The organism is Cyanobium sp. CH-040, assembly GCF_024346135.1.
Lineage (GTDB): Bacteria > Cyanobacteriota > Cyanobacteriia > PCC-6307 > Cyanobiaceae > NIES-981.
Genome location: NZ_JAGQCJ010000010.1, coordinates 86,085 through 110,073, shown reverse-complemented (window position 1 = coordinate 110,073; position 23,989 = coordinate 86,085). Strand labels below are relative to the sequence as shown.

Sequence of the window (23,989 nt, the reverse complement as noted above, 5' to 3'; positions counted from 1 at the left end):
ACCAGGACCAGGACCAGGACCAGGACCAGGACCAGGACCAGGACCAGGACCAGGACCAGGACCAGGACCAGGACCAGGACCAGGACCAGGACCAGGACCAGGACCAGGACCAGGACCAGGACCAGGATCGGGGCCGGGACCAGGGTCGGGCCCCGGCGGCAGGGGCGTGAGTCGGTCGAATCTGAAGGCGATGGAACCTTCCACTAACTGGCCTTCGATCCGGTCCTGCAGATTGGCATTGGCATTGAGGGCTTCAAAATTGACCCCTTCGATGCCGGAAGGTAATAGAGCGAGAGTGGTGTCGTTGGGGGGGGGATTCAGCGGATCCGCCAGGCGAATGCTGAAGACGGGTCCGGCCCCCTGGAAAACCGCAGACGTCGAATCCGAAAAGAAGATCTGATCGGATATTCCAATTGGTTCTCCGTTTTCCCCCAGTGACCCAGCAAGATCGAATTCCAGGATGGCGCCCTCCTGCACATCCCAGATCAGGTTGTCAAAGGTCAAAGCCCCAACCGAGCGCACACCATCACCTGCTCCCGGGGATACGACACTTCCGGACTGCTGGATGAGAGTTCCACGCTGGACCTCGTCTTGCCCAAGCCCACTCACGGTGCCGTTACCGGCGAGACGAGAACCGGTCTGCAGAATCAGCTCTGCAGCGGACGAACACGCCCCGACGGGACAGGAAAAGCCGAGTTCAGAACCCTGCTGCACCTCAATCAAGCCGCTGTTGAAGTGACGCGGCCCGATGAGCGTGAGAAGACCCTGCTCGACGACCAAAGAACCGTTGTTGGTGACCTCACCGACAAATTGAATCTCTCCAGCAGACTGGGTTCTGACAACAGCTCCTTCAGCAACCTGGATTGCGCCGGGTAACGTGTCATTGCCAGTTACGAGCTCACTAAAATCAGAACCACGCAAGACAATGTTGTCTGCAAGGCTAATTCCGCCAATGGCTGTAACGTTGAAGTCAACGCCAGCGCTGATCCCGGAAACCGTGAGTGGAACACCGAAGAAGTCTGGATTGGCCACCCGACCAATAACCAGCTCTGAGAATGAATCAAACTCGAACCCGAACTGGGGACCGTAGAAAATATTGACACTTCCAGAGATTGATTCGGCCGCAATCTTGGAAGCCTGCTCTATTGTAACGTCAATATCACCGAGAGCCTTCAGCGCAACCTCGCCAAGACCTGCATTAATAGTCCCTGAAGGCAGGTCAATGTTTTGCGAGGCAATGGAGCCACTTGTGCTTTCTATTGTAATTTGACCACCGCTTGAATCCAGGATGCCAGCAAAACCTTCGTTTGTATCAAAGATCAGCACATCGCCGCCAGAAAGGATGTTGGCTGGTCCACCTGCCGTATTCAAGATGCCAGATATGGATGTGTCGCCGTCGGAACGGATATTGACTGTTCCACCATCAGTATCAATCAATCCAGAGAGCAAAAACTGAGCTTGAGTGGCAACTTGACTAGCCGCAACAGCTGAAAAACCCCCACCAGAAGTGGTCACAATGCCATTTAACTCAATGCTCGCTCCCCTGATCTCGACGTCAATCGGACTTTCAGCCTGAGATCGAATTCCATTTGGGCCCGACGCGCCCTGAACGACATTGCCCTCTTGAGCATCAAGAAGAAGGCTCTGATCTACAGTAAGGAGCACGAGTGGAGCAAGTTCCAGATTACCATTCTGAGACGCTTCCAAAATCCCCAAAGTGGCGGGATCTGTGAAAAAGGCAGCGGTTCCCCCTACTGGATTGCCAGTCAGCGATGCCGCTTGCTCAGCAGTTGTTGTGAGGGCATCAAAGAATTGACCTCCCCCGAACCGTATTCCGGTGGCAGTGCTCAGCTGTAGATTTTGGATATTTTGAAAAGATCCTCCACCACTGATGGATAAACCTCCAGGCGAGAGCCAGTACAAGTTGCCCGAATTACTGAGCTCGACGGGCACCGTGATGAATGTCCCGGCGGGGTTGGTGACTCCCACGAACACCGACTGACGACCGTTGTTCTGGAAAGTGACGTTCTCAATTTCAGTCCCAACCCCCGTATTGAAGGACGAAAACCGGTGAAACAGGTTGTTGCTCCCCGCCTGGGTACCGCCTGTGACCACGCATGAGCCCGTATTACACTGCCCTGTACCCTCGTTGACGAGGGTATTCAAAGAACGGGCTCCGGTCTGTGGAGTGACCTGTGCCACGACAGGCGGTTGCAACAGACTGCCCGCGGCAACAACGAGTGGTGCGAGCAGCAGCCACTGGACTGAAGACAGAAAAATCTGACTGCTAAGAACCGGAGAGCCGGTAGAACGAAAGCCGCGAATTGGCATCTATCGGTGGCTCCGGCAGTGGCTCCGGGACGCGACTAGCATATTTTAGCAAGGACGCCCTGTAGCAACAGCCACATCAGTATTCTTGCCGATCGCTGGAGTCCTCAGGTGAGCGAATCGCAAAAGATATAGCGCTGCTCGGTTAAAGCCGGGGGATTCCGTCACAATACCCCCGATCGGTCGCCAGTGCCCCCCCTTGTCCGTTCTTCTGCTTGCCCAGCTGGTGGCTCCACCTCTGCAGCAGGGCCCGGTCCGTCTGCCAGAACAGCGCCCGGCACAGGAACGGCCAGCCCAACCTCTGGCACCAGAGGATCAACCCAGCCTGGAGCTCGTCCCGGAGACCCCCTCGGTGCCACCCGAGCGGACGCCCGGACCACCGGCACGAACAGAGGCCATCCCCCCCGCACCGCTCAGTGCCCTCCCCTCGGTGGAGGGGCTCACGGTCTACAGCGTGGAGAGCCTGCGCTCCATCCTGGCCGCGTGCACTGCAATTGAAGACCCGGTGCAGCGACTGGAGGCGTGCGCTGCTGCGCTCACCGCCCAGTTTGTTGCGGATGGCTACGTCAACAGCCGCGTCTACGTCGACACCACCACAAGCCCGGCTCGCCTGCTCGTGGTGGAAGGACGCCTCGTGGAATTGCGGGTGGAGGGGAATGACGACTGGCTGAACCGTCGGGTGACCCGGCTGACGCGATCGCTGCAGGGATCAATCCTGCACCTGCCCACACTCGAACGCAATCTGCTGTTGCTGCGACGGGTGCCTGGTGTGAAACAGGTGCGCGGCAACCTCTCCCGCCTCGGCAGCGATCCCAGCCAGGCCAGCCTCAGCCTCAACCTCGAAGGTGGTGCGCCGCCCTGGCAGGGTGACGTCTCGATCCGGAACGACGGCAACAGCGGCTCGGGTGAGGCCCGGGCCGTGGCCACGATCGTGAAGCCTGGCGCCCTGACTCAGGGAGACACACTGCTGTTTTACGGCGAACTGAACAGCGACGACGAGCCCGAGCTTGGTGCCGCAGTCACCTCACTCACCTACAACATTCCGCTCACTGAATCCATCTACCTGACCGCAGCGTTCGGCGCCAGCAGACGCAATCTGATCGAGCTGCCGCCACCGGCCGGCGACCTGTCCAATGAACAAATCCAGGGGCTGGGGCAACTGGAATGGGTGTTCTCCGAGAGCCTCACCCAGCGCTGGAGTGCCTTCGTGGGGCTCAGCGGCACCAGCAGCCGCAACCTTCTCGATGGCGACAGTCTGCCCCCAGAGCTGCCGGACATCATCCGGAATCCGCGCAACGGCTATCTGCGGGCGGGCCTCAGCGGCAGTGGGCAGGGTCAGCGGATCGGCTGGATCGGATCTGCCTACGTCTTGAACGGGATCTCGGCAACCATTCCCGACAAGCAGCGCCAGGAGTGGAAGGAGGCCGGCATCGATCCGTCCCAGGCCACAGCCATCGGCGGGGTGATCTCAGCCGGATGGACACTGGCGCCCCGCCTGCAGCTGAACAGCCGGCTGGCCGGACAGTGGGCCTTCAACCCGCTGCTGCCCTCGATGCAGTTCTCCCTGGGGTCAGACGTGGGCCTCCGCGGCCTGCCTGGCCAGCTGATCAGCGGCGACAGCGGCTGGCTGGCTCTCACTGAGGCCAACTGGACGGTGTGGCAGAACCCCACCAACGCCGTGCAGCTGGTGCCGTTCATCGGCGCCGGGGGGATCCGCACCGAGGTCAACGACTTCACTGTCAAGGACACGATCGGCTCCGGGGGCCTGCTGGTGCGTTGGCTTACCGGCAACAACTGGAGCTTCGAGCTCGGCTGGGCGCACCAGTTCTCCACCGATGACAACAAAGGGCCCTGGAACGACTGGGTTCTGGATGATGGGCTCTACGGCAGGGTGCAATTCCGCTTCTGAGTCAGCCCAACGCCGCCCGCAGCTGATCCCGCGCCTGCGCCAGCGCTCCATCCAGCGCAGCCCCGTCACGACCGCCGGCCTGGGCCAGTTTGGGGCGTCCGCCGCCGCCGCCGCCGCAGGCTTTCGCTACGCCGCCGATGAAGGTGCCGGCCTTGGGGCCGGCGGCGATCACCGCCTTGCCGAAGGCTGCCACCAGGATCACCTTGCCCAGGTCGGCGGGGTCGGGCAGGCCGCCCAACACCACCGCGGCGCCATCGCCGAGCTGGTCGGCCAGGCCCTGGGCGGCCGTTTGCAGGCCGGCGCCATCCACGCCGTCGAGGCGGGCCACCAGCAGCCGGAAGTCCCCCACCGCTTCCGCCTGGGCCGCCAGCGCCGCGGCCTTGGCTGCCGCCAACTCGCTGCGGGCCGCCGCCAGAGCTTTCTGGGTGGCCTTGAGCTCGTCGGCCAGCTGGGCCACCCGCTCCACGATCTCGCCCGGCTGGGCCTTGAAGCGCTCGGCCAGGGGCTTCACCACCGCCTCGCGTTCCTTCAGATAGGCCAGCACCGCCGGGCCGGCCACCGCCTCGATGCGGCGGATGCCGGCGGCGACGCCGCTCTCGCTGATGATCTTGAACACGCCGATCTCGGCGGTGTTGGCAACGTGGGTGCCGCCGCAGAGCTCCATCGACACGCCGGGCACATCCACCACCCGCACCACGTCGGCGTACTTCTCGCCGAACATCGCCACGGCGCCGGCGGCCTTGGCCTGCTCGATCGCCATCTCCTGCACCACCAGGCTGTGGGCCTCGGCGATCCAGCCGTTGATCAGCGCCTCGATCTGCTCCAGCTCCTCGGGGGTCACGGCGCGGGGGCAGTGAAAGTCGAAACGCAGCCGGTCGAAATCCACCAGCGAACCGGCCTGACCGATGCCCGGATCCACCACCTGCTTGAGCGCCGCCTGCAGCAGGTGGGTGGCCGTGTGGTTGGCCTGGGCGCGGCGGCGGCAGCCGGAGTCCACCCGCGCCGTAAGCAGATCGCCGACGGCGATCTGACCCCGCTCCACCCGGCCGCTGTGCACGAACACCGAGCGGTTGCGCGACACGTCGTCGATGCTCACGATCACGCCCGCATCCACGCTGGTCTGGTCGCCGCCGCCCAGCAGCACGCCGCGATCGCCCACCTGGCCGCCGCCCTCGCCATAGAAGGGGGTGGAATCGAGCACCAGCTGCACCTGGTCGCCGGCGCTGGCCTGGGTGGCCGGCTCGCCGTTCACCACCAGGGCCAGCACGCAGCTGGGGTGCTCCAGGGCCTCATAGCCCTTGAAGGCGGTGGCCTCGGCTGTGGCCGCCACCTGGTCGATCGCCTCCTGCAGGGTGAGGTCGATGCTCACCGCCGCGGCCTTGGCCCGCTGGCGCTGCGCCTCCATCGCCGCCTCGAAGCCGGCGGTGTCCACCGTGAGGCCGTGCTCCTCGGCGATCTCCTCGGTGAGCTCCAGGGGGAAGCCGTAGGTGTCGTAGAGCTCGAAGGCCTGCTCGCCGCTGATCTGCTTGGGCTTGGCGGCCAGCACCTCCGCCAGCAGCTTCTCGCCGCGCTCCAGGGTTTCCAGGAAGCGGGCCTCCTCGCGCTGCAGCTCGGCCAGGATCACCTCGCGGCGCTCCTGCAGCTGCGGATAGGCCTCCCGCATCAGAGCGATCGACGCCTCGCCCATCGCGCTCAGGAAGGGCTTGTCGATGCCGAGCAGGCGGCCGTGGCGCACCACGCGGCGCAGCAGCCGGCGCAGGATGTAGCCACGGCCCAGATTGCTGGCGGTGACGCCGTCGCCGATCAGCTGGGTGATGGCGCGGCTGTGGTCGCCGATCACCTTCAGGCTGGTTTGGCCCTTCTCGTCGAGGCTGCGGTAGTCGACCCCCGCAAGGCCTGCCGCCGTTTCGATCAGCGGATAGATCAGATCGGTTTCGTAGTTGTTCGGCACCCCCTGCAGGATCTGGGCCATGCGCTCCAGGCCCATGCCGGTGTCGATGTTGCGGTTGGCCAGCGGCGTGAGGGTGCCCTCCGCGTCGCGGTTGTACTGCATGAACACCAGGTTGTAGAACTCGATGAAGCGGCTGTCGTCCTCGAGATCGATGCCGTCGTCGCCGAGCTCGGGCTTGAAGTCGTAGTAGATCTCCGAGCAGGGGCCGCAGGGGCCGGTGGGGCCGGAAGCCCAGAAGTTGTCGGCCTCATCCATGCGGATGATCCGCTTCGGGTTCACGCCCACCACGTCGCGCCAGATCGCCTCGGCCTCGTCGTCCTCGCGAAACACGCTCACCACCAGGTTCTTGGGACTGAGGCCAAACACCTCGGTGCTCAGCTCCCAGGCCCACTGGATCGCCTGCTCCTTGAAGTAATCGCCGAAGGAGAAGTTGCCGAGCATCTCGAAGAACGTGTGATGCCGCGCCGTACGGCCGACGTTCTCGATGTCGTTGGTGCGGATGCACTTCTGGCTGCTGGTGGCCCGCGGCGCCGGCCGCTCCTGCTGGCCCAGGAACACCGGCTTGAAGGGCAGCATGCCGGCGATGGTGAGCAGCACCGTGGGGTCGTCCGGCACCAGCGAGGCGCTGGCCATGGGCTGGTGCCCCCGCTGCTCGTAGAAGTCGAGGAAGGCGGCACGGATCTCGGCGCCGCTGCGGGGGCGACGGCCCTGGGATCGACCGGTGGCGGGGGTGGCAGCGGCCATGGCGGAGCGGTGCGGGCCTGAGGAGGGCATGATCGCTCAGCGGCAGGCGGCCGGGAGCCGCCTGCGGTAGGCCCTGACCAGGGCCCGCGCCTCCTCTTCCAGCTCCTGATCCAGCAGCAGGCCCCGGGGGGCCTCCGCCGCATCGGCAGGGGCAGCGGCCGGTCCGAACACCTGCTCCCAGCTCCGGCCCCACACGTGGCGGGCGAAGCGATCGTTGCTGGCCCCCAGCTGCTGCTGCAGCAGCGCGGGCAAACGCCCGCCCCAGCCACTGAAGCGGTCGTTCACCCAGCCGCGCTCCCGCGTCCGGGCGCGGATCCGCTCCACCAGGCGGTTGAGGCCGTGCTCGGCGATCAGCCGGTTGCGCCGGATCGGCAGGGTGTCGAGCTCGCGGTTCACCAGATAGGCCAGCCCCAGCCCCCTGCGGCCCAGCTGTTCGTTCGCCTGACTGGGGGGTGCGGGCCGCCAGTCGCCCTGGGGAAGGGCCAGCAGCTCCAGCAGCTGCGCGAACGGATCCTGCTGCCGCGAGCGATAGGGGAGAAAATTGGAGCGGAGGCCGGTGTCGGCCAGCAGCGGGGCAAAGCGCCGCTCGAAGTCCAGGGCCAGGGGACCCATGCGGATCCAGCGGCGCCGGTGCCGTCCGGACAGACGACGGCCAGCCAGCTGGGCTCGCACGTAGGCGGGGAAACCCGGCGCGCCATAGAGCCGCGCCAGGCGGTGGCCGTAGCAGGAGTCAAGCAGCCCGGACTGGGGCCGCACGTAGCTGATCACGTGCAGATCGAACCCCCCGGCGGCCGCCGTGGTGCGCAGGGCAGCCAGGGCCTCGGGAGAGGCCAGCAGGGGGGCGAAGTGTTCCGCACTCAGCAGCAGATCGCCGCTCCAGCGCCGCTGCTGGAGGAGGAACTGCTCCAGAGCCCCGAAGTGGCCGGCCTGCAGATCCCGGGCCAGGTGCCGATGGGAGTGCTCCCCCCAGGGCGTGGGATAACGAAGACCATGCCGTTCCAGGGCCCGGCGGTTGCGCTGCAGGCGCGCCTGCAGATAGGTGCTGGCCGTCTTGTGGGGCCCGGCGTGCAGGTGCAGGGTGCGCGCGGGCGGAGGTGGCAATGGTCCCTCACGCATGAACGCTGCGGCAGCACACACCCAGGCATGATCGCCCGCACAGGCCCAACCCCGCCGGGGCGCCACCGTGAGCCAGGCCGCCACCCCGCCATCCCGCCAGCAGATGCGCCTGCGCTCGATCGCCTGGGCGCTGACGGCCGGCCTGTCGGCGCTGCTGCTGGGCCTGCCGCTGGGGCTGGAGGCGGCCCTGAGGGCCGGCGGCTGCGGTTTTCTCTACGGGCTGCTGGCCTTTCATCTGCAGCGGGTCGACCCGGACGACAGCCACCTGCAGGCGGGGCTGGTGGGCGCCGTCTGCGGCATCCACAGCCTGGGGCTGCCGGCTGTCGCCGTGGGGGCGCCGCAGCCACCGCTGGAGGCCTGGCTGGTGGCGGTCGCGCCGGCTGTGATGATGGAACTCGTTCGCGCCTGGTTGCCGCTGGTCGGCGCCGCCCTGGTGCTGCACGGATCCCGCCGGCTCGCGCACCGCGTGTGGCCGTTGCGCACCGCAAGCCGCACCGCGAGCCGCACCGAAAGCGGCACCGAAAGCCAGGGAGCCGGCGCACAGGCCCACACACACCGGCCCTGATCACTCTGGGATGAGCCTGCTGCACGCCACCTGGCTGTTCCCCCCCGATGGTCCCGGGGGCCGGCTGTTCCTGTGGGGCGACACCTGGCGCGTGGCCGCGCCGGTGCAGCCCGCCCTGGAGGCGCCGCAGCATCCCCTGGCCCTCAGCGCCGACGAGGTGGCCGACTGGCTCGACGACAACGGCCACTGGAGCGAGGCGCTGCGGCCGGCCCGGGCCACGCTCACCCTGCCCAGCCGCAGCCAGGCCGGACGGGGCCGGCGCGGGCCGAACCCGGGCAGCTGGAGCGGCCTGCCGCTGCAGGCGGGCGAGCCCATCCCCAAGCACCTGGAGTGGTGGCCCTGGCAGGTGGAGGGCTGGGCCCTGGATCCGGCCGGTGCCGCCGAGTGGCTCAGCGGCCTTCCCCTGGCCGGAGACCATCCGCAGATGGCCGATGAGCTGCGCTGGTGGAGCCACCTGCAGCGCTGGGCCCTGAGCCTGATCGCCCGGGGCCGCTGGCTGCCGATGATCGAGGAGGGCCGCGCCCGTTGGCAGCCCCTGCTCAACCGCGAAAGCGATCGCCGCCGACTGGAGGAGCTGGCCATGGGCATCCCCCAGGTGGCCACCTGCGCCCTGGCGGCGGGGCTGGAGGGGGATCCCGCCCTGGCCTGCCGCAGGCCCGGCAGCGGGCGGCTGCGGGTGGCCAGCCTGCTGGCGGCCCTGCTCGACGGCCAGCTGCGGGCCGGCTTCCAGCCCGCCCCCGAGGAGCTCGACCCGCTGCTGCTGGCCTGGCAGAAGGGCCTGGGCAAGGGCGACGGCAGCCTGCGGCTCGACGAGGAGGAGCTGGAGCGGCTCACCATCGCGACCCACCACTGGCGCGAGGCGGTGGCGGGGCGGGTGGCCCCGGCGCGGGCCTGCCTGGAGCTGTTCACGCCGCCCGAGGGCGAGGAGCTCTGGGAGCTGAGGTTCAGCCTGCAGGCGGAAGCCGACCCCAGCCTGCGGGTGCCGGCGGCGGTGGCCTGGAGCGCGGGCGACCGCCGCCTGCAGCTCGGTGAGGTGGCGGTGCCTCAGCCCAGTGAACTGCTGCTGGAGGGCCTGGGACGGGCGCTGAGCGTGTTCGAGCCGATCGAGCGGGGCCTGGATTCGGCCACGCCCGAGAGCATGCAGCTCACCCCCGCCGAGGCCTTCGTGCTGGTGCGCACCGCCGCGGCGGCCCTGCGGGACGTGGGCGTGGGGGTGGTGCTGCCCGGCAGCCTCTCCGGGGGGCTGGCCAGCCGGCTGGGTCTGGCGATCACGGCCGAGCTGCCGGAAACCTCGCGCGGCTTCACTCTGGGCGAAACCCTGGTGTGGAGCTGGGAGTTCATGATCGGCGGGGTGACGCTCACCCTGCGCGACCTGGAGGGGCTGCAGACCAAGCGCAGCCCCCTGGTGCAGCACAAGGGGGTGTGGATCGAACTGCGGCCCAGCGACCTGCGCAACGCCGAGCGGTTCTGCGCCGCCGATCCGGGGCTGAGCCTCGACGATGCCCTGCGGCTCACCGCCAGCGACGGCGACACCTTCCACCGCCTGCCGGTGCACGCCTTCACCGCCGGCCCGCGGCTGCAGGCGGTGCTGGAGCAGTACCACCAGCAGAAGGCGCCCGATCCGCTGCCGGCCCCGCCCGGCTTCGCCGGCCAGCTGCGCCCTTACCAGGAGCGGGGCCTGGGCTGGCTGGCCTTCCTGCACCGCTTCGACCAGGGAGCCTGCCTGGCCGACGACATGGGCCTGGGCAAGACGATCCAGCTGCTGGCCTTCCTGCAGCACCTCAAGGCGGAGGAGGAACTGAAGCGCCCGGTGCTGCTGGTGGCCCCCACCTCGGTGCTCACCAACTGGAAGCGGGAGGCGGCGGCGTTCACGCCCGAGCTGGGGGTGCGGGAGCACTACGGTCCGCGGCGGCCGAGCAGCGAAGCCGCCCTGAAGAAGGCGCTGAAGGGGGTGGATCTGGTGCTCACCAGCTACGGGCTGCTGCAGCGCGACAGCGAACTGCTGGAGAGCGTGGACTGGCAGGGGGTGGTGATTGACGAGGCCCAGGCGATCAAGAACCCCCAGGCCAAGCAGTCGATGGCGGCGCGCGATCTGGCCCGGCCCGGCGCCGGCCCCGGCGGCCGGCGGGGCCGCGAGGGCAGCCGGGGGAGCCGGTTCCGGATCGCCCTCACCGGCACCCCGGTGGAGAACCGCGTCAGCGAACTCTGGGCCCTGATGGACTTCCTCAACCCGATGGTGCTGGGTGACGAGGCCTTCTTCCACCAGCGCTACCGGCTGCCGATCGAGCGCTACGGCGACATGGCCTCGCTGCGGGATCTCAAGGCCCGCGTCGGTCCCTTCATCCTGCGGCGGCTGAAGACCGACAAGTCGATCATCTCCGACCTGCCGGAGAAGGTGGAACTGCACGAATGGGTGGGGCTCAGCACCGAGCAGCGCAAGCTCTACAACCGCACGGTGGAGGAGAGCCTCGACACCATCGCCCGCGCGCCCCTGGGCCAGAAGCACGGCCAGGTGCTGGCCCTGCTCACCCGGCTCAAGCAGGTGTGCAACCACCCGGCCCTGCTGCTGGGTGAGGCCGGCGACGGTGCCGACGCCTTCGCCGGCCGCAGCGCCAAGCTGCAGCGGCTGGAGGAGATCCTCGAGGAGGTGATCGAGGCCGGCGACCGGGCCCTGCTGTTCACCCAGTTCGCCGAGTGGGGCCACCTGCTCAAGGCCCACCTGGAGCGCCGCTGGCGCCAGGAGGTGCCGTTCCTCTACGGCAGCACCAGCAAGACCGAGCGCCAGGCGATGGTGGACCGCTTCCAGGAGGACCCGCGCGGTCCGCAGCTGTTCCTGCTCTCGCTCAAGGCCGGTGGCGTGGGTCTCAACCTCACCCGGGCCAGCCACGTGTTCCACATCGACCGCTGGTGGAATCCGGCGGTGGAGAACCAGGCCACCGACCGCGCCTATCGGATCGGCCAGCAGAAGCGGGTGATGGTGCACAAGTTCATCACCAGCGGGTCCGTGGAGGAGCGCATCGACCGGATGATCCGCGAGAAGTCGAAGCTGGCCGAGGAGATCGTGGGCTCCGGCGAGGACTGGCTGGGGGGGCTGGACGTGGGCCAGCTGCGCGACCTGGTTGCCCTGAGCGAACCATGACCCTCGACCTCTACTGCGAACGCCTGGGTCCGGGCCTGCTGGCCGAACCCGTCAACGCCGCCACCAACGCGGCCTTCCTGGTCGCGGCCTGGTGGATCCAGGCCCGGGCCCGGCGGCTGGGGGTGGCCGACGATCCCGGCATCGGCGCCCTCACCGCGCTGGTGGTGGCCATCGGCGTGGGCAGCACCCTGTTCCACACCTTCGCCACCACCTGGGCACTGCTGGCGGATGTGCTGCCGATCCTGCTGTTCCAGCTGGTGTTCCTCTGGCTCTACCTGCGCCGCCGCACCGCCGCGGGCGCTGCCACAGCGCTGCTGCTGGTGACCCTCTTCCTGCTGGCGACCCTGGCCAGCCGCACGGCTCCCGAGCTGTTGAACGGCTCCCTGGCCTACGCCCCCACACTGGTGGTGGTGCTGCTGCTGGGCTGGCGGGAGCGGCGCCGTTGCGGCCGCCCCGGCCTGCTGACGGCGGGTGTGGTGTTCAGCCTGTCGCTGCTGATGCGCAGCGTCGATCAGCTGCTCTGCCCCTGGCTGCCGGTCGGGACCCATCTCCTCTGGCACCTGCTCAATGCCGTGGTGCTGGCCCTGGCCACCGCCGCCCTGATGCCGGCCTCGCCCAGGCCTGATGCAGCGCCGGAGGCGGCACCATGAACGGCCGGCATACTGACCCCATCAGCGCACGGCGATGACCACCGCCCCGATCACCACCCAGCTCGGCGAGGAAGGCCTCGGCCAGCAGCCCTGGTGGGTGGAGCAGTGGATGGAGCTGATCCAGGGCTACCGCTTCAAGAAGCGCCTCGAGCGCGCCTGGGACTACGCCCGCTCGGGCAACGTGACCTCGATCCGCTTCGAGGGGCGGCGGGTGCATGCCCGGGTGCAGGGCAGCGACGAGGAGCCCTACAAGGTGAAGCTCTGGCTCGATGTGCTCAGCGATGAGGACTGGGGCTACGTGCTCGAGGCCCTCAGCCAGAAGGCGCGCTGGTCGGCGCAGCTGCTGGCCGGGGTGATGCCGCAGGACATCGAGCGGGCCTTCGCCGCCAGCGGCAAGCGCCTGTTCCCCTTCAAGCTGCAGGAGGTGCGCAGCGAGTGCACCTGCCCCGACAAGATCAACCCCTGCAAGCACGTCAGCGCCGTCTTCTACCTGATGGGCGAGCGCTTCAGCGAGGATCCCTTCGTGCTGTTCCAGCTGCGGGGCCGCACCCGCGCCCAGCTGCTGACGGATCTGGCCAAGCGGCGCCGCCGGGCCCTGGCCCGGCAGGCCCGCCAGTCCCGCGCCAGCGGTGAGGACGCTCCGGTGGCGGAGGCCCCGCCGCAACCGGTGCATCCGGCCATCACCGACCCCAGCCGCTGGTGGCGTTACGGCGCGGCCCTCGATCCCGACCTGGTGGTGATCACCCCGGCCCTGGAGGGCGACACCGGCCTGGATGCGGCCGGCCCGCTGCCCCTGGCCGAGGAGCCGCGCTTCCCCGAGGCCAACCGCCGTTTCCTGGCGCAGATCCGCGCCCATGGTGAGCGCATGGGCAGCCTGGCCCTGGCCCTGGCGATGGGCAACGGCCAGGAGCGGGGTGAAGGCGAGCCCGGTGGCTGAGGACGGAACGGCGCATCAGACCGTGCCACCGACGCTGCGACCGATGGTGCCGTCCCCACCGCCCTGGCTGGTGGAGCCCCGGCTGACGCTGGCGCGGCGCATCCTCGAGAGTCACCTTGCGGCCTACGCAGAGCCGTTGCTGCCCGGCCTGAACGCCGACAGCGGGCCGGAGCATCGGGCTCAGACCCTGTTCGCGGCCCCGGTGGTGGTGCTCGCCCACGACGGCGAGGACCCGGGAGGCGATCCCGGCCCCCGGCTCACCTACGCCAACCGGGCCGCCCTGCGCCTCTGGCGCCGCACCTGGGCCGAGATGGTGGGGCTGCCCTCGCGGCTCACCGCACCGGCGGCGGAACGGGCCGAGCGCCGGCTGGCCCTGCTCCAGGCCCGCGCCGGCGAGGCCATCGAGGGCTACAGCGGCATCCGCGTCGACAGCCGGGGGCGGCGCTTCCGCATCGGCGCCGCCCGGGTGTGGACACTGCATGACGCGGAGGGACGCGTCTGCGGCCAGGCGGCCCGCTTCAGCGCCTGGTGGTGGCTGCGGGACCCGTCCTGACGGTGAGACCAGTCCCCGAGGAGGGCTCCCTACAGTTTCGCCAGCCGCAAGGGTGTTCATGGCAGCCACCACAACCGCCCCTCAAGCCCCCGAGCAGGCCGGCCCGCCGGCCACGCCGCGCCTGAGCCTGCAGTGCGAGGCGGTCGCCGCCGACACCACCGCGATCCGCTCGCTGGACTGGGACCGCAGCCGCTTCGACATCGAGTTCGGCCTGCGCAACGGCACCACCTACAACAGCTTCCTGGTGCGGGGCGAGCGCACCGCCCTGATCGACACCAGCCATCTCAAGTTCGCGGACACCTGGCTGCCTCTGCTGCGCGAGCAGATCGATCCGCAGGCGATCGATTTCCTGATCGTGAGCCACACCGAGCCGGATCACTCCGGCCTGATCGGCCACCTGCTCGATCTCAACCCGGAGATCGAGATCGTGGCCTCCAAGGTGGCGATCCAGTTCCTCGAAGACCAGGTGCACCGGCCGTTCCGCAGCCGGGCGGTGAAGAGCGGCGAGGAGCTCGATCTGGGCACCAATCCCGACAGCGGTGTGGCCCACCGCTTCGCGTTCCTGAGCGCGCCCAACCTGCACTGGCCGGACACGATCTTCTCCTTCGACCACGGCACCGGCATCCTCTACACCTGCGACGCCTTCGGCCTGCACTACTGCTCGGACGACCTCTTCGACGTGGATCCCGGCGCCATCGCGCCCGACTTCCGCTTCTACTACGAGTGCCTGATGGGCCCCAACGCCCGCAGCGTGCTGCAGGCCCTGAAGCGCATGGAGGGGCTGCCGGCGGTCACCACCATCGCCGTGGGCCACGGTCCGCTGCTGCGCCATCACCTCAATCTCTGGGTGGAGGACTACCGCACCTGGAGCTCCGAGCGCAGCACCGGCGAGGCCTACGCAGCCGTCTGCTACGTGAGCCAGTACGGCTTCTGCGACCGGCTCAGCCAGGCGATCGCCCGCGGCATCCAGAAGGCCGGCGCCGCCGTGCAGCTGGTGGACCTGCGCGCCACCGACGCCCAGGAACTCAGTGCCCTGGTGGGCGAGGCCAGCGCCGTGGTGGTGCCCACCTGGCCCGCCAGCCCCGATGCCGAGCTGCAGGCCAGCATCGGCACCCTGCTGGCGGCCCTGAAACCGAAGCAGTGGGTGGCCTGCTACGACGCCTTCGGCGGCAACGACGAGCCCATCGACACGGTGGCCGGCCAGCTGCGGGCCCTGGGCCAGAAGAGCGCCTTCGAGCCGCTGCGCATCCGCGAGGTGCCCCAGACCGGCGACTACCAGCGCTGTGAGGAGGCCGGCACCGACCTGGGCCAGCTGCTCACCAAGGCAAAGACGATCGCCGCCATGAAGGCCCTCGACGGTGACCTGGACAAGGCCCTGGGGCGCCTGAGCGGAGGTCTCTATGTGGTGACCGCACGCCAGAGCGATGGCGAGGGCGGCACGCGCTCCTCCGCCATGGTGGCCAGCTGGGTGAGCCAGGCCAGCTTCGATCCGCCCGGCATCACCGTGGCCGTGGCCAAGGACCGGGCCATCGAGGCGCTGATGCAGGTGGGCGACCGCTTCGTGCTCAACATCCTGCGGGAGGACAACCACCAGCAGCTGCTGCGCCATTTCCTCCGGCGCTTCCCACCCGGGGCCGACCGCTTCGCCGGGGTGAGCACCCTGGAGGGCGTGGCCGAGGGGGGTCCGGTGCTCGGCGATGCCCTGGCCTACCTGGGCTGCCGGGTGGCCCAGCGGCTGGAGGGTCCCGACCACTGGATCATCTACGCGGTGGTGGAGCAGGGCAATGTGGCCGACACCCAGGCCCACACCGCCGTGCATCACCGCAAGGTGGGGAACCACTACTGATGGCGGCCGCCGGTTCCGTGGCCCCTGGTTCCGTGGGCAGCGACCGCCGCGTCCTGGCGCTGCCGATCGATGCCGGACTGGTGTGCCTGCGCGGTCTGAGCCCCACCCGGCTGCGCTTCGAGGTGGAGTACGGCCTGGAGCGGGGCACCACGGCCAACAGCTTTCTGTTCCGGCCCGGCAGCACGGCCGCCGGGCGCTCGATGCCGCCGGTGCTGGTGCATCCCCCGGGGGCGTCCTTCGCGGCGCCCTTCCTGGAGCGGCTGGAGTCCCTGGTGCCTGCCGACGCCGCCCTCAAGGCCGTGGTGGGGCACGTCAACCCCAACCGGGTGGCGCTGCTGCGCAAGCTGGCGGAGCGCTGGCCGCGGCTGATGCTGGTGGCCTCCAATGCCGGCGCCCGGCTGCTGGAGCAGCTCTGGAGCCAGCGCCGGCCCGGCGCCCCGGGCAGCCCCGAGGCTGCCGAGGGCGGCGATCTGCCGCCCCTGCCACCGATCGACGTGGTGAAGCACGAGGTGAGCCGCGAACTCGGCGGCGGCCACGTGCTGCGCCTGATCCCGGCCCCCACGCCACGCTGGCCCGGCGCCCTGCTGGCCTTCGAGGAGAGCAGCGGCCTGCTGATGAGCGGCAAGTTCTTCGCCGCCCACCTCTGCAGCGAGGCGTGGGCGGAAGCCAACCGCAGCAGCAGCGAGGAGGACCGGCGCTACTTCTACGACTGCCTGATGGCGCCGATGGCCCGCCAGGTGGAGTCGATCGTCGACCGGCTCGAGGAGCTCGACATCCGCACGATCGCGCCGGGGCACGGCCCGGCGATCAGCGACAGCTGGCGCAGCCTGCTCGCCGACTACCGGCGCTGGGGGGAGGCCAGCGATCGCAGCAGCCTGTCGGTGGCCCTGCTGTTCGCCAGCGCCTACGGCAACACCGCCGCCATCGCCGATGCCCTCGCCCAGGGGGTGGCGCGCACGGGGGTGCGGGTGGAGAGCATCAACTGCGAATTCAGCGAGCCCGAGCAGCTGCTGGAGGCCATCCGCACCTGCGATGCCCTGCTGATCGGCTCCCCCACCCTGGGTGGGCATGCCCCCACCCCGATCGTCTCGGCGCTGGGCACGGTGCTGGCCGAGGGCGACCGCGCCAAGCCGGTGGGGGTGTTCGGCAGCTTCGGCTGGAGCGGCGAGGCGCTGGACCTGCTCGAGAACAAGCTGCGCGACGGCGGCTTCCAGTTCGCCTTCGAGCCGATCAAGGTGAAGTTCAGCCCCGATGCGGCCCGCATCAAGGCGATCGAGGAGACGGGCACGGGCCTGGGCCGGCAGCTGCGGGCCGCCCAGCGGCGCAGCGAGCGGCGCGCGGCCTCAGGCGGTCTGCAGGAGAGCCGCAGCGAACCGGCGATCCAGGCCCTGGGCCGGGTGCTGGGGTCGCTGTGCGTGCTCACCACCGCCAAGGGCGCGGGCGAAAGCCGGCTCAATGGCGCGATGGTGGCCAGCTGGGTGAGCCAGGCCAGCTTCACGCCACCGGGGTTCACGGTGGCGGTGGCCAGGGACCGGGCCGTGGAAGCCCTGCTGCACATCGGCGACCGCTTCGCCCTCAACGTGCTCGCCGCCGGCCGCGAGAGCGGACCGATGCGCCAGTTCCTCAAACCCTTCGCCCCGGGGGCCGACCGCTTCGCGGGGCTGGAGCTGGAGGAAAGCCCCGGCGGCCAGCCGATCCTGCCAGAGGCGCTGGCCTGGCTGGAGGCCACCGTGAAGCAGCGCATGGAATGCGGCGACCACTGGCTGCTGTATGCCCAGGTGGAGCGGGGGGCCGTGCTCGATCCGGCCGGCACCACGGCGGTGCACCAGCGGCGCAGCGGCGAGGCCTACTGATGGGCCGGCCGGGCAGGCCAACGACGCCCCGCCTGCCCACGCTCGGGCGCCACCGCGCTCTCAGGCGCCAACGCAATCATTCGTCATCGAAATCGGTAGAAAACCAGTTCAATTCCCGGGGCTCCCGTCGCCGGGACTGCAATGACCGTGATCCTTCCCAAGGCGGCCTGCATGGCCTCGGCTGATCCGAGCGAGACCGGCGGGCTGAGCGCGGTGGTGCGCTATCGGGGCTTCCTGCTGATCCCCCAGGCCGATCTCAGCTGGCTGGTGCAACCCAGCCGCGGAACTGCTGGGTTGCTCTCCTTCCAGGCGCCCGCCAGCTCCCTGGCCGATGTCAAGGCCCTTGTGGACTGGCGCCTGGCCCAGGGGACGCGCAACATGGCCGCCTGAAACGCTCGTTAAGGCCTGAAACCTCACGAGCGTCTGAGCCCACCCGGCTCAGGCCCGGCTCAGGCCGCCTGCGGCGGCGGGGTGGGATCGACACCGGACTGGAAGGGCAGCACCAAGGTGGCCCAGCGCTGCGGCCGCTCAGGCCTGGTGCGGCGGGGACGACGCACGCCGAAGGGAACCCTCACCACGTTGGTGGCGGCACTGGTGGCGGCATGGCCGCCGTCGTGATCCCCCTTGTCGCTGCCGTTCATGATCCCCGTGTCGAAAAGACGTGCTGGCCGCCCGCGCTGCAGTTCCAGCAGATGGAACCGCAAAGGCAAGGGCGCAATGCCGAAGAAATCCTGAGGATTTCAGTAGCGGCTCGGCACATTATGGCCCCAGATCGCCCTCGGGCTCCAGATCTCGCTCAGGCCGCCGAGGGCACCGCCACGGCGGCGCTCTCCAGGGCCGCTGACGCTGTGGCCAGCTCCTCCACCGACGGGCAGGTGCAGACCAGATTGCGGTCGCCGTAGGCGTTGTCGATGCGGGCCACGGCGGGCCAGAACTTCTGGCCCCGCTGCTCCTCCCCGGCGGGGAAGGCCGCCTGGGCACGGCTGTAGGGCCGCTGCCAGTCGTCGGCCGTGACGGCCGCCAGGGTGTGGGGGGCCTGCTTGAGGGGATTCTCGAGGGGATCGGCCTCGCCCCGCTCGATCGCCGCCGCCTCGGCGCGGATGGCGACCATGGCCGCGCAGAAGCGGTCCAGCTCCTCCAGCGACTCGCTCTCGGTGGGCTCCACCATCACCGTGCCGGCCACCGGCCAGCTCACGGTGGGGGCATGGAAGCCGTAGTCCATCAGGCGCTTGGCCAGGTCGTCCACCTCCAGGCCGCAGCTGCGCTTGAGGGGGCGCAGATCGAGGATGCACTCGTGGGCCACCCGGCCACCCGCCCCCCGGTAGAGCACCGGGAAGTGGGGTTCGAGCCGCTCGGCGATCAGGTTGGCGGCCAGCAGGGCCACCTGGCTGGCGGTGCGCAGGCCGGTGCCGCCCATCATGCGGATGTACATCCAGCTGATCGGCAGGATCGAGGCGCTGCCCAGGGGCGCGGCCGCCACCGGTCCCACCGCCGCCCCGTGATCTCCGCAAGCGCCGGGCAGGAAGGGCAGCAGGTGTGCGGCCACGGCGATCGGTCCCACCCCAGGCCCGCCGCCGCCGTGGGGGATGCAGAAGGTCTTGTGCAGGTTGAGGTGGCACACGTCGGCGCCGTAGAGCCCGGGCTTGCACAGCCCCACCTGGGCATTGAGGTTGGCGCCGTCGAGATACACCTGGCCGCCGCGCTCGTGCACCAGCTGGCAGATGCGGCGGATGGCCGGCTCGAACACGCCGTGGGTGGAGGGGTAGGTGACCATCAGGGCCGCCAGGCGCTCGGCGTGGGCCTCGGCCTTGGCCTCCAGGTCGGACTGGTCGACGTTGCCCTGCGCGTCGCAGGCCACCGCCACCACCTGCATGCCAGCCATCACGGCGCTGGCGGGGTTGGTGCCGTGGGCGCTGGTGGGGATCAGGCACACGTCGCGGTGCTGGTCGCCGCGGCTGCGGTGCCAGGCGCGGATCGCCAGCAGGCCGGCGTATTCCCCCTGGGAGCCGGCGTTGGGCTGGAGCGACACGCCGGCGAAGCCGGTGATCGCCGCCAGCCACTGCTCCAGATCGGCCGCCAGGCGCCCGTAGCCGGCGCGCTGGTCGGCGGGGGCGAAGGGGTGCAGCTGGGCGAAGGCGGGCCAGCTCACCGGCTGCAGCTCCGCCGCGGCGTTGAGCTTCATGGTGCAGCTGCCCAGCGGGATCATGCCGTGCACCAGCGAGAAGTCGCGGGCCACCAGGCGCTGGATGTAACGCAGCAGCTCGGTTTCGCTGTGGTAGCGGTGGAACACCGGCTGGGCCAGCCAGCTGCCCTGCCGTCGGGCCAGGGGCCGGGGGGCCGCCTGCCAGGCCTGCTGCCAGAGGGCGTCGCCCTGCTGCAGGGCCTGCTGCAGGGCATCGGTGGCAGCCTTCAGGCCTGCGGCATCCGGGGCCGCCAGGGCCGCCAGCAGCTGGCGCATCTCCGCCTCGGTGCTGCACTCGTCGAGGCTGATGCCCACCCCGTCGTCGTGGCGGCGCAGGTTGAAGCCGCCCGCCAGGGCGGCGGCGATCAGGCCATCGGGGTCGGCGGCGGGCACCACCAGCGTGCCGAAGCCGGGACCGGGCTCGGGCTGCAGGCCGAGGGCCGCCAGGCCGGCGGCCAGGGCCTGGCGCAGCCGGGCGATGCGGGCGGCGATGGCGGTGAGGCCGCCCGGGCCGTGGTGCACGGCATAGAAGCCGGCCATCACCGCCAGCAGCACCTGGGCGGTGCAGATGTTGCTGGTGGCGCGGTCGCGGCGGATGTGCTGCTCGCGGGTCTGCAGCGCCAGGCGCAGGGCCGGACGGCCCTCGGCATCCAGCGATCGGCCCACCAGGCGGCCGGGGATCTGGCGCCTGTAGGCGTCGCGGGTGGCGAAGAAGGCGGCATGGGGGCCGCCGCAGCCCATCGGCACCCCGAAGCGCTGGGCGCTGCCCACGGCGATGTCGGCGCCGAGCTCGCCCACCGGGGCCAGTAGCACCTGGGCCAGGGGATCGATGGCCACGGCGCGGATCAGGCCGGCCTCGCCGGCGGCGGCCAGCAGCGGCGCCGGATCCCAGAGCCCGCCACGGTTGCCCGGCAGCTGCAGCAGCAGGCCGAAGGCATCGGCGGCCAGCGCCGGCGCCTCGCCTACGGCGGCCTGGGCGGCCAGGGCCTCGGCATCCACCAGCTCCACCCGGATGCCGAGGGGCTCGGCACGGGTCTGCAGCACCGCCAGGGTCTGGGGGAACACCTGGCGGTCCACCAGAAAGCGCCGGGCATCGGCGCGGCCGCCCACGGCCCGGGCCAGGGCCATGGCCTCGGCGGCGGCGGTGGCCTCGTCGAGCAGCGAGGCGTTGGCGATCGGCAGGCCGGTGAGCTCGCTGATCAGGGTCTGGAAGTTGAGCAGGGCCTCCAGGCGGCCCTGGGCGATCTCCGCCTGGTAGGGCGTGTAGGCGGTGTACCAGGCCGGGTTCTCGAACACGTGCCGCTGGATCACGGCCGGCGTGGCGGTGCCGTAGTAGCCCTGGCCGATCAGGGAGCGCAGCACCTGGTTCTGGCCGGCGATCGCCGCCAGCTCCGCCAGGGCGAGGGCCTCGTCGCAGGGCTGGGGCAGTCCCTCGGCGGCGGCCTCGGGAGGCAGCAGGATGTCCGCGGGGACCACCTGCCCGGCGAGCTGCTCGAGGCTGCCGAGACCCAGCTCCCGGAGCATGCGTTCCTGCTCGGCGGCGTCTGGACCGAGGTGGCGCTGGCTGAAGTCGCGGCTGGTCATCCCTGGCCCTGCACCTTGGCGGCGTAGGCGTCGGCGGCCATCAGCGCCTCGATCTGCTCGGGGGCGCTGGGGCGGATCAGCAGCAGCCAGCCCTCGCCGTAGGGGTCGTTCTGCAGTTCCTCGGGGTTGGCCAGCACCGACTCGTTGCGGGCCTCCACCACGCCGCTGACTGGGGCCAGCAGATCCTCCACCGCCTTCACCGATTCCACGCTGCCGAAGCTCCGGCCGGCGCTGAGCTCCGCCCCCACCTCCGGCAGCTCCACGAAGACGATGTCGCCGAGCTGGTCGATGGCGAAGGCGCTGAGGCCGAGGCGCACCCGCTCGCCCTCGGGACGCACGTATTCATGGCTGTCGGCGTAGCGGCAGTCGCTGGGGAAGGAGAGCGCCATGGCTGGCGGACCGGGATCGCGGTGCCGCTCAGTCTGTCGGAAGGCGGTGGGATTCGCCGATGGCCGCCAGGGCCCGCTCCAGGGCGATGGCGGCGTGGGCCCGGTGGGTGCCGCCCTGGGCGTAGAGCACGTAGGGCTCCCGCAGCGGGGCGTCGGCGGAGAACTCGCTGGTGCTGCCGTCGATGAAGGTGCCGCCGGCCATCACCAGCTCGCTGGCGTAGCCGGGCATCGGTGCCGGCACCGGATCGAGGTAGGAGCCCACGGGCGAGGCGGCCTGGAAAGCCCGGCACACGGCCTTCAGCAGCCCGGGATCGCCCAGCCTCACGGCCTGGATCACGTCGCTGCGGGCGGCGCCGGGCAGGGGATTGACGGCGAAGCCCAGGTCGCTGAACACCTGGGCGGTGAGCTCGGCTGAGATCAGCGCCTCGGCCACCATCTGCGGCGCCAGGAACAGACCCTGGAACAGCAGACGGTTGAGATCGAAGCTGGTGCCCCCCTCGCTGCCGATGCCCGGGGCGGTGAGCCGGCAGCAGGCCTGCTCCACCAGCTCGGCGCGGCCGGCCACGTAGCCGCCGGTGGGGGCGATGGTGCCGCCCAGGTTCTTGATCAGCGAGCCGGCGATCAGGTCGGCGCCCACGGCCGTGGGCTCCTGCTCCTGCACCAGCTCGCCGTAGCAGTTGTCCACGAACACCACGCAGCCGGGCTGGATCGCCTTCACCCGCTCCACCAGAGCACCGATCTCCGCCACCGCCAGAGAGGGCCGCCAGCTGTAGCCGCAGCTGCGCTGGATCAGCACCATCCGCGTGGGCACCGCCAGGGCGTCCTCAAGGCCGTCCCAGTCGAGGCCGCCGGTGGGGAGCAGGTCGAGCTCGTCGTAGCGGATGCCGAATTCCGCCAGGGAGCCCCGGCCGCTGCCGCGGATGCCGATCACCTCTTCCAAGGTGTCGTAGGGGCGGCCGGTGAGGGCCAGCAGGCGGTCGCCAGGCCGCAGCACCCCGAACAGCGCCGCGGCGATGGCGTGGGTGCCGCTCACGAACTGCAGCCGCACGGCCGCCGCCTCGGCCTGCAGCACCCGGGCGGCCACCCGGTCGAGCACCTCCCGGCCCTGGTCGCCGTGGCCATAGCCGCTCACCGAGGCGAAGTGCTGCACCCCCACCCGCTCGGCGGCGAAGGCGTCGAGCACCCGCTCCAGCCGCCCCTTCACCGCGGCGGTGTGAGCGGCGGCCAGGGGCGCGATCGCTGCCTGGGCGGCGGCCAGCCGTTCGGCAAAGCGGGAGCTGACAGCCATGGATGCCGGGGCGTCACGGGACTGGAGCCATGCTGCCCACCGGCATGACGCCATCCACCACGGACTACGCCACCACCGAGCCCAGCTGCGCCCGGATCGCCGCGCCCAGGTCCTGGTCGGCGGCGGGGGACGCCCAGCCGCGCTCCTGCAGCTCCCGGGCCCGCCGGCGCAGCAGCTCGAGCACCTGATCGCTCTGCAACCCGTGCTCTCCGGCGCCCCCCAGGGCGGCCAGCGTGAGGCTCAGGTCGGGCAGCTCCGCGTCCAGCTCGGCGGCGGAGTAGTCGCACTGGCCGGCCATCACCTCGGCGAAGCGCTCGCGCCGCTGGCGCTTGCCCACCGGATAGGCGGCCATCACCGGCTCCCGGCAGAGACGCCAGGGGCGGCCGGCGCAGAGCAGGTCGGCCAGGGCGGCGCTGAGGGCGGCGGCTTCGCCGTCGGCGATGCGCAGATCGAAGGCCGGCGGCGGCTGGCGCAGGCCCACGAACACCTCCAGCAGCTCGCCGGGGCCGAGCACCGGCTCACCCGGCGCCTGCACCGGCAGGGCGGAGGTCTCCAGGGCAGCCAGCAGTTCGGGCTGGCCGGCGAGGCGATCCCGCAGCCCCGGGGACAGCCGCCCGCCGCTGACCTCCTCGGCCAGCAGGCGGTTGATCCGCCCCAGGGCCAGAAACACCTCAGGGCCCGGCGAGGCGAGCTTGCCGTTGCGCAGCATCGACAGCTGGGAGTTGTGCACCCGGCCCAGGTCGAGGGCCTCCGCCAGGGCCGGCAGCACGCGGTGGCTCCAGCCGTTGCGGCCATGCCACACCCGGATCAGGTGGGCGAAGGCCACACGCCCGGCGGCAAGGTCATCCCGGTAGCCCACGGCTCTGCTCCAAAGGGCTCTGCTGCAAACGGCTCTGGCTCAAAGGTCTCTCCTCCACGACTGGACCGGGCACGGCTGGGCCCGGAATCCGAATTC

17 protein-coding genes are annotated in these 23,989 nt (G+C 70.2%); 9 read left to right on the top strand and 8 right to left on the bottom strand.

All coding sequences use genetic code 11. From position 1 onward, the window contains the following. On the bottom strand, positions 1 to 2,331 hold a 2,331-nt coding region (locus tag KBY90_RS10490), incomplete at its 3' end, for a DUF4097 domain-containing protein (RefSeq protein WP_254968548.1). A 349-nt stretch (positions 2,332 to 2,680) separates the two neighbouring features. On the opposite strand from KBY90_RS10490, the gene KBY90_RS10485 reads away from it, so the two are divergent. Then, positions 2,681 to 4,237, top strand: a complete 1,557-nt coding sequence (locus KBY90_RS10485) for a ShlB/FhaC/HecB family hemolysin secretion/activation protein (protein ID WP_254968547.1) — start codon at positions 2,681 to 2,683, stop codon at positions 4,235 to 4,237. Between the two features lies 1 nt (position 4,238). On the opposite strand, the gene alaS is transcribed toward KBY90_RS10485, so the two are convergent. Both alaS and KBY90_RS10475 read right to left on the bottom strand, forming a co-directional pair. Continuing rightward, the gene (gene alaS, locus KBY90_RS10480) at positions 4,239 to 6,932 is read right to left on the bottom strand and encodes an alanine--tRNA ligase (protein WP_254968560.1); all 2,694 of its coding nucleotides are present in this window, start codon (positions 6,930 to 6,932) and stop codon (positions 4,239 to 4,241) included. A gap of 36 nt (positions 6,933 to 6,968) precedes the next feature. Beyond that, positions 6,969 to 8,033, bottom strand: a complete 1,065-nt coding sequence (locus KBY90_RS10475) for a hypothetical protein (protein ID WP_254968546.1) — start codon at positions 8,031 to 8,033, stop codon at positions 6,969 to 6,971. Positions 8,034 to 8,115: 82 nt separating this feature from the next. Here KBY90_RS10475 and KBY90_RS10470 point away from each other — a divergent pair, with 82 nt between their 5' ends. The 8 genes from KBY90_RS10470 (at position 8,116) to KBY90_RS10435 (ending at position 17,981) form a co-directional block, all read left to right on the top strand. Further along, positions 8,116 to 8,613 (top strand): hypothetical protein, encoded by a 498-nt coding sequence (locus KBY90_RS10470; RefSeq protein WP_315858724.1) that lies wholly within the window; start codon positions 8,116 to 8,118, stop codon positions 8,611 to 8,613. 10 nt (positions 8,614 to 8,623) lie between these two features. Beyond that, positions 8,624 to 11,752 (top strand): DEAD/DEAH box helicase, encoded by a 3,129-nt coding sequence (locus KBY90_RS10465; protein WP_254968545.1) that lies wholly within the window; start codon positions 8,624 to 8,626, stop codon positions 11,750 to 11,752. Next, positions 11,749 to 12,402, top strand: coding sequence for a ceramidase domain-containing protein (locus KBY90_RS10460; protein ID WP_254968544.1), 654 nt, complete (start codon positions 11,749 to 11,751; stop codon positions 12,400 to 12,402). Before KBY90_RS10465 ends, KBY90_RS10460 begins: the two co-directional genes overlap by 4 nt. A gap of 34 nt (positions 12,403 to 12,436) precedes the next feature. Then, positions 12,437 to 13,339: an SWIM zinc finger family protein gene (locus KBY90_RS10455; RefSeq protein WP_254968543.1), complete on the top strand. Its 903-nt coding sequence runs from the start codon at positions 12,437 to 12,439 to the stop codon at positions 13,337 to 13,339. Positions 13,340 to 13,382: 43 nt separating this feature from the next. Next, a complete protein-coding gene (locus KBY90_RS10450) occupies positions 13,383 to 13,892 on the top strand; it encodes an MEKHLA domain-containing protein (protein WP_254968542.1) in 510 nt (169 codons plus the stop codon). A gap of 58 nt (positions 13,893 to 13,950) precedes the next feature. Further along, positions 13,951 to 15,738, top strand: coding sequence for a diflavin flavoprotein (locus KBY90_RS10445; protein WP_254968541.1), 1,788 nt, complete (start codon positions 13,951 to 13,953; stop codon positions 15,736 to 15,738). Continuing rightward, positions 15,738 to 17,591, top strand: coding sequence for a diflavin flavoprotein (locus KBY90_RS10440; RefSeq protein ID WP_254968540.1), 1,854 nt, complete (start codon positions 15,738 to 15,740; stop codon positions 17,589 to 17,591). Before KBY90_RS10445 ends, KBY90_RS10440 begins: the two co-directional genes overlap by 1 nt. A 147-nt stretch (positions 17,592 to 17,738) precedes the next feature. After that, a complete protein-coding gene (locus KBY90_RS10435; protein WP_396122567.1) occupies positions 17,739 to 17,981 on the top strand; it encodes a hypothetical protein in 243 nt (80 codons plus the stop codon). A gap of 59 nt (positions 17,982 to 18,040) precedes the next feature. Here the strand turns inward: KBY90_RS10435 and KBY90_RS10430 are convergent, their stop codons facing one another. The 5 genes from KBY90_RS10430 to KBY90_RS10410 form a co-directional block, all read right to left on the bottom strand. Continuing rightward, complete coding sequence (locus KBY90_RS10430) at positions 18,041 to 18,232, bottom strand: hypothetical protein (RefSeq protein WP_254968557.1); 192 nt, start codon at positions 18,230 to 18,232, stop codon at positions 18,041 to 18,043. A gap of 155 nt (positions 18,233 to 18,387) precedes the next feature. Further along, a complete protein-coding gene (gene gcvP, locus KBY90_RS10425; RefSeq protein ID WP_254968539.1) occupies positions 18,388 to 21,357 on the bottom strand; it encodes an aminomethyl-transferring glycine dehydrogenase in 2,970 nt (989 codons plus the stop codon). Continuing rightward, positions 21,354 to 21,746 (bottom strand): glycine cleavage system protein GcvH, encoded by a 393-nt coding sequence (gcvH, locus tag KBY90_RS10420; RefSeq protein ID WP_254968538.1) that lies wholly within the window; start codon positions 21,744 to 21,746, stop codon positions 21,354 to 21,356. Before gcvH ends, gcvP begins: the two co-directional genes overlap by 4 nt. A gap of 28 nt (positions 21,747 to 21,774) precedes the next feature. Continuing rightward, positions 21,775 to 23,034, bottom strand: coding sequence for an aminotransferase class I/II-fold pyridoxal phosphate-dependent enzyme (locus KBY90_RS10415; protein ID WP_254968537.1), 1,260 nt, complete (start codon positions 23,032 to 23,034; stop codon positions 21,775 to 21,777). A gap of 64 nt (positions 23,035 to 23,098) precedes the next feature. Further along, positions 23,099 to 23,893: a hypothetical protein gene (locus tag KBY90_RS10410; protein ID WP_254968536.1), complete on the bottom strand. Its 795-nt coding sequence runs from the start codon at positions 23,891 to 23,893 to the stop codon at positions 23,099 to 23,101. Positions 23,894 to 23,989: the final 96 nt, after the last annotated feature.

Coding starts and splice junctions, on each gene's coding strand:
- gcvP (WP_254968539.1), bottom strand. CDS start 21,357: ATGACCAGCCGCGACTTCAGCCAGCGCCACCTCGGTCCAGACGCCGCC.
- KBY90_RS10455 (WP_254968543.1), top strand. CDS start 12,437: ATGACCACCGCCCCGATCACCACCCAGCTCGGCGAGGAAGGCCTCGGC.
- KBY90_RS10450 (WP_254968542.1), top strand. CDS start 13,383: ATGGTGCCGTCCCCACCGCCCTGGCTGGTGGAGCCCCGGCTGACGCTG.
- gcvH (WP_254968538.1), bottom strand. CDS start 21,746: ATGGCGCTCTCCTTCCCCAGCGACTGCCGCTACGCCGACAGCCATGAA.
- KBY90_RS10460 (WP_254968544.1), top strand. CDS start 11,749: ATGACCCTCGACCTCTACTGCGAACGCCTGGGTCCGGGCCTGCTGGCC.
- KBY90_RS10440 (WP_254968540.1), top strand. CDS start 15,738: ATGGCGGCCGCCGGTTCCGTGGCCCCTGGTTCCGTGGGCAGCGACCGC.
- KBY90_RS10465 (WP_254968545.1), top strand. CDS start 8,624: ATGAGCCTGCTGCACGCCACCTGGCTGTTCCCCCCCGATGGTCCCGGG.
- alaS (WP_254968560.1), bottom strand. CDS start 6,932: ATGGCCGCTGCCACCCCCGCCACCGGTCGATCCCAGGGCCGTCGCCCC.
- KBY90_RS10445 (WP_254968541.1), top strand. CDS start 13,951: ATGGCAGCCACCACAACCGCCCCTCAAGCCCCCGAGCAGGCCGGCCCG.
- KBY90_RS10415 (WP_254968537.1), bottom strand. CDS start 23,034: ATGGCTGTCAGCTCCCGCTTTGCCGAACGGCTGGCCGCCGCCCAGGCA.
- KBY90_RS10430 (WP_254968557.1), bottom strand. CDS start 18,232: ATGAACGGCAGCGACAAGGGGGATCACGACGGCGGCCATGCCGCCACC.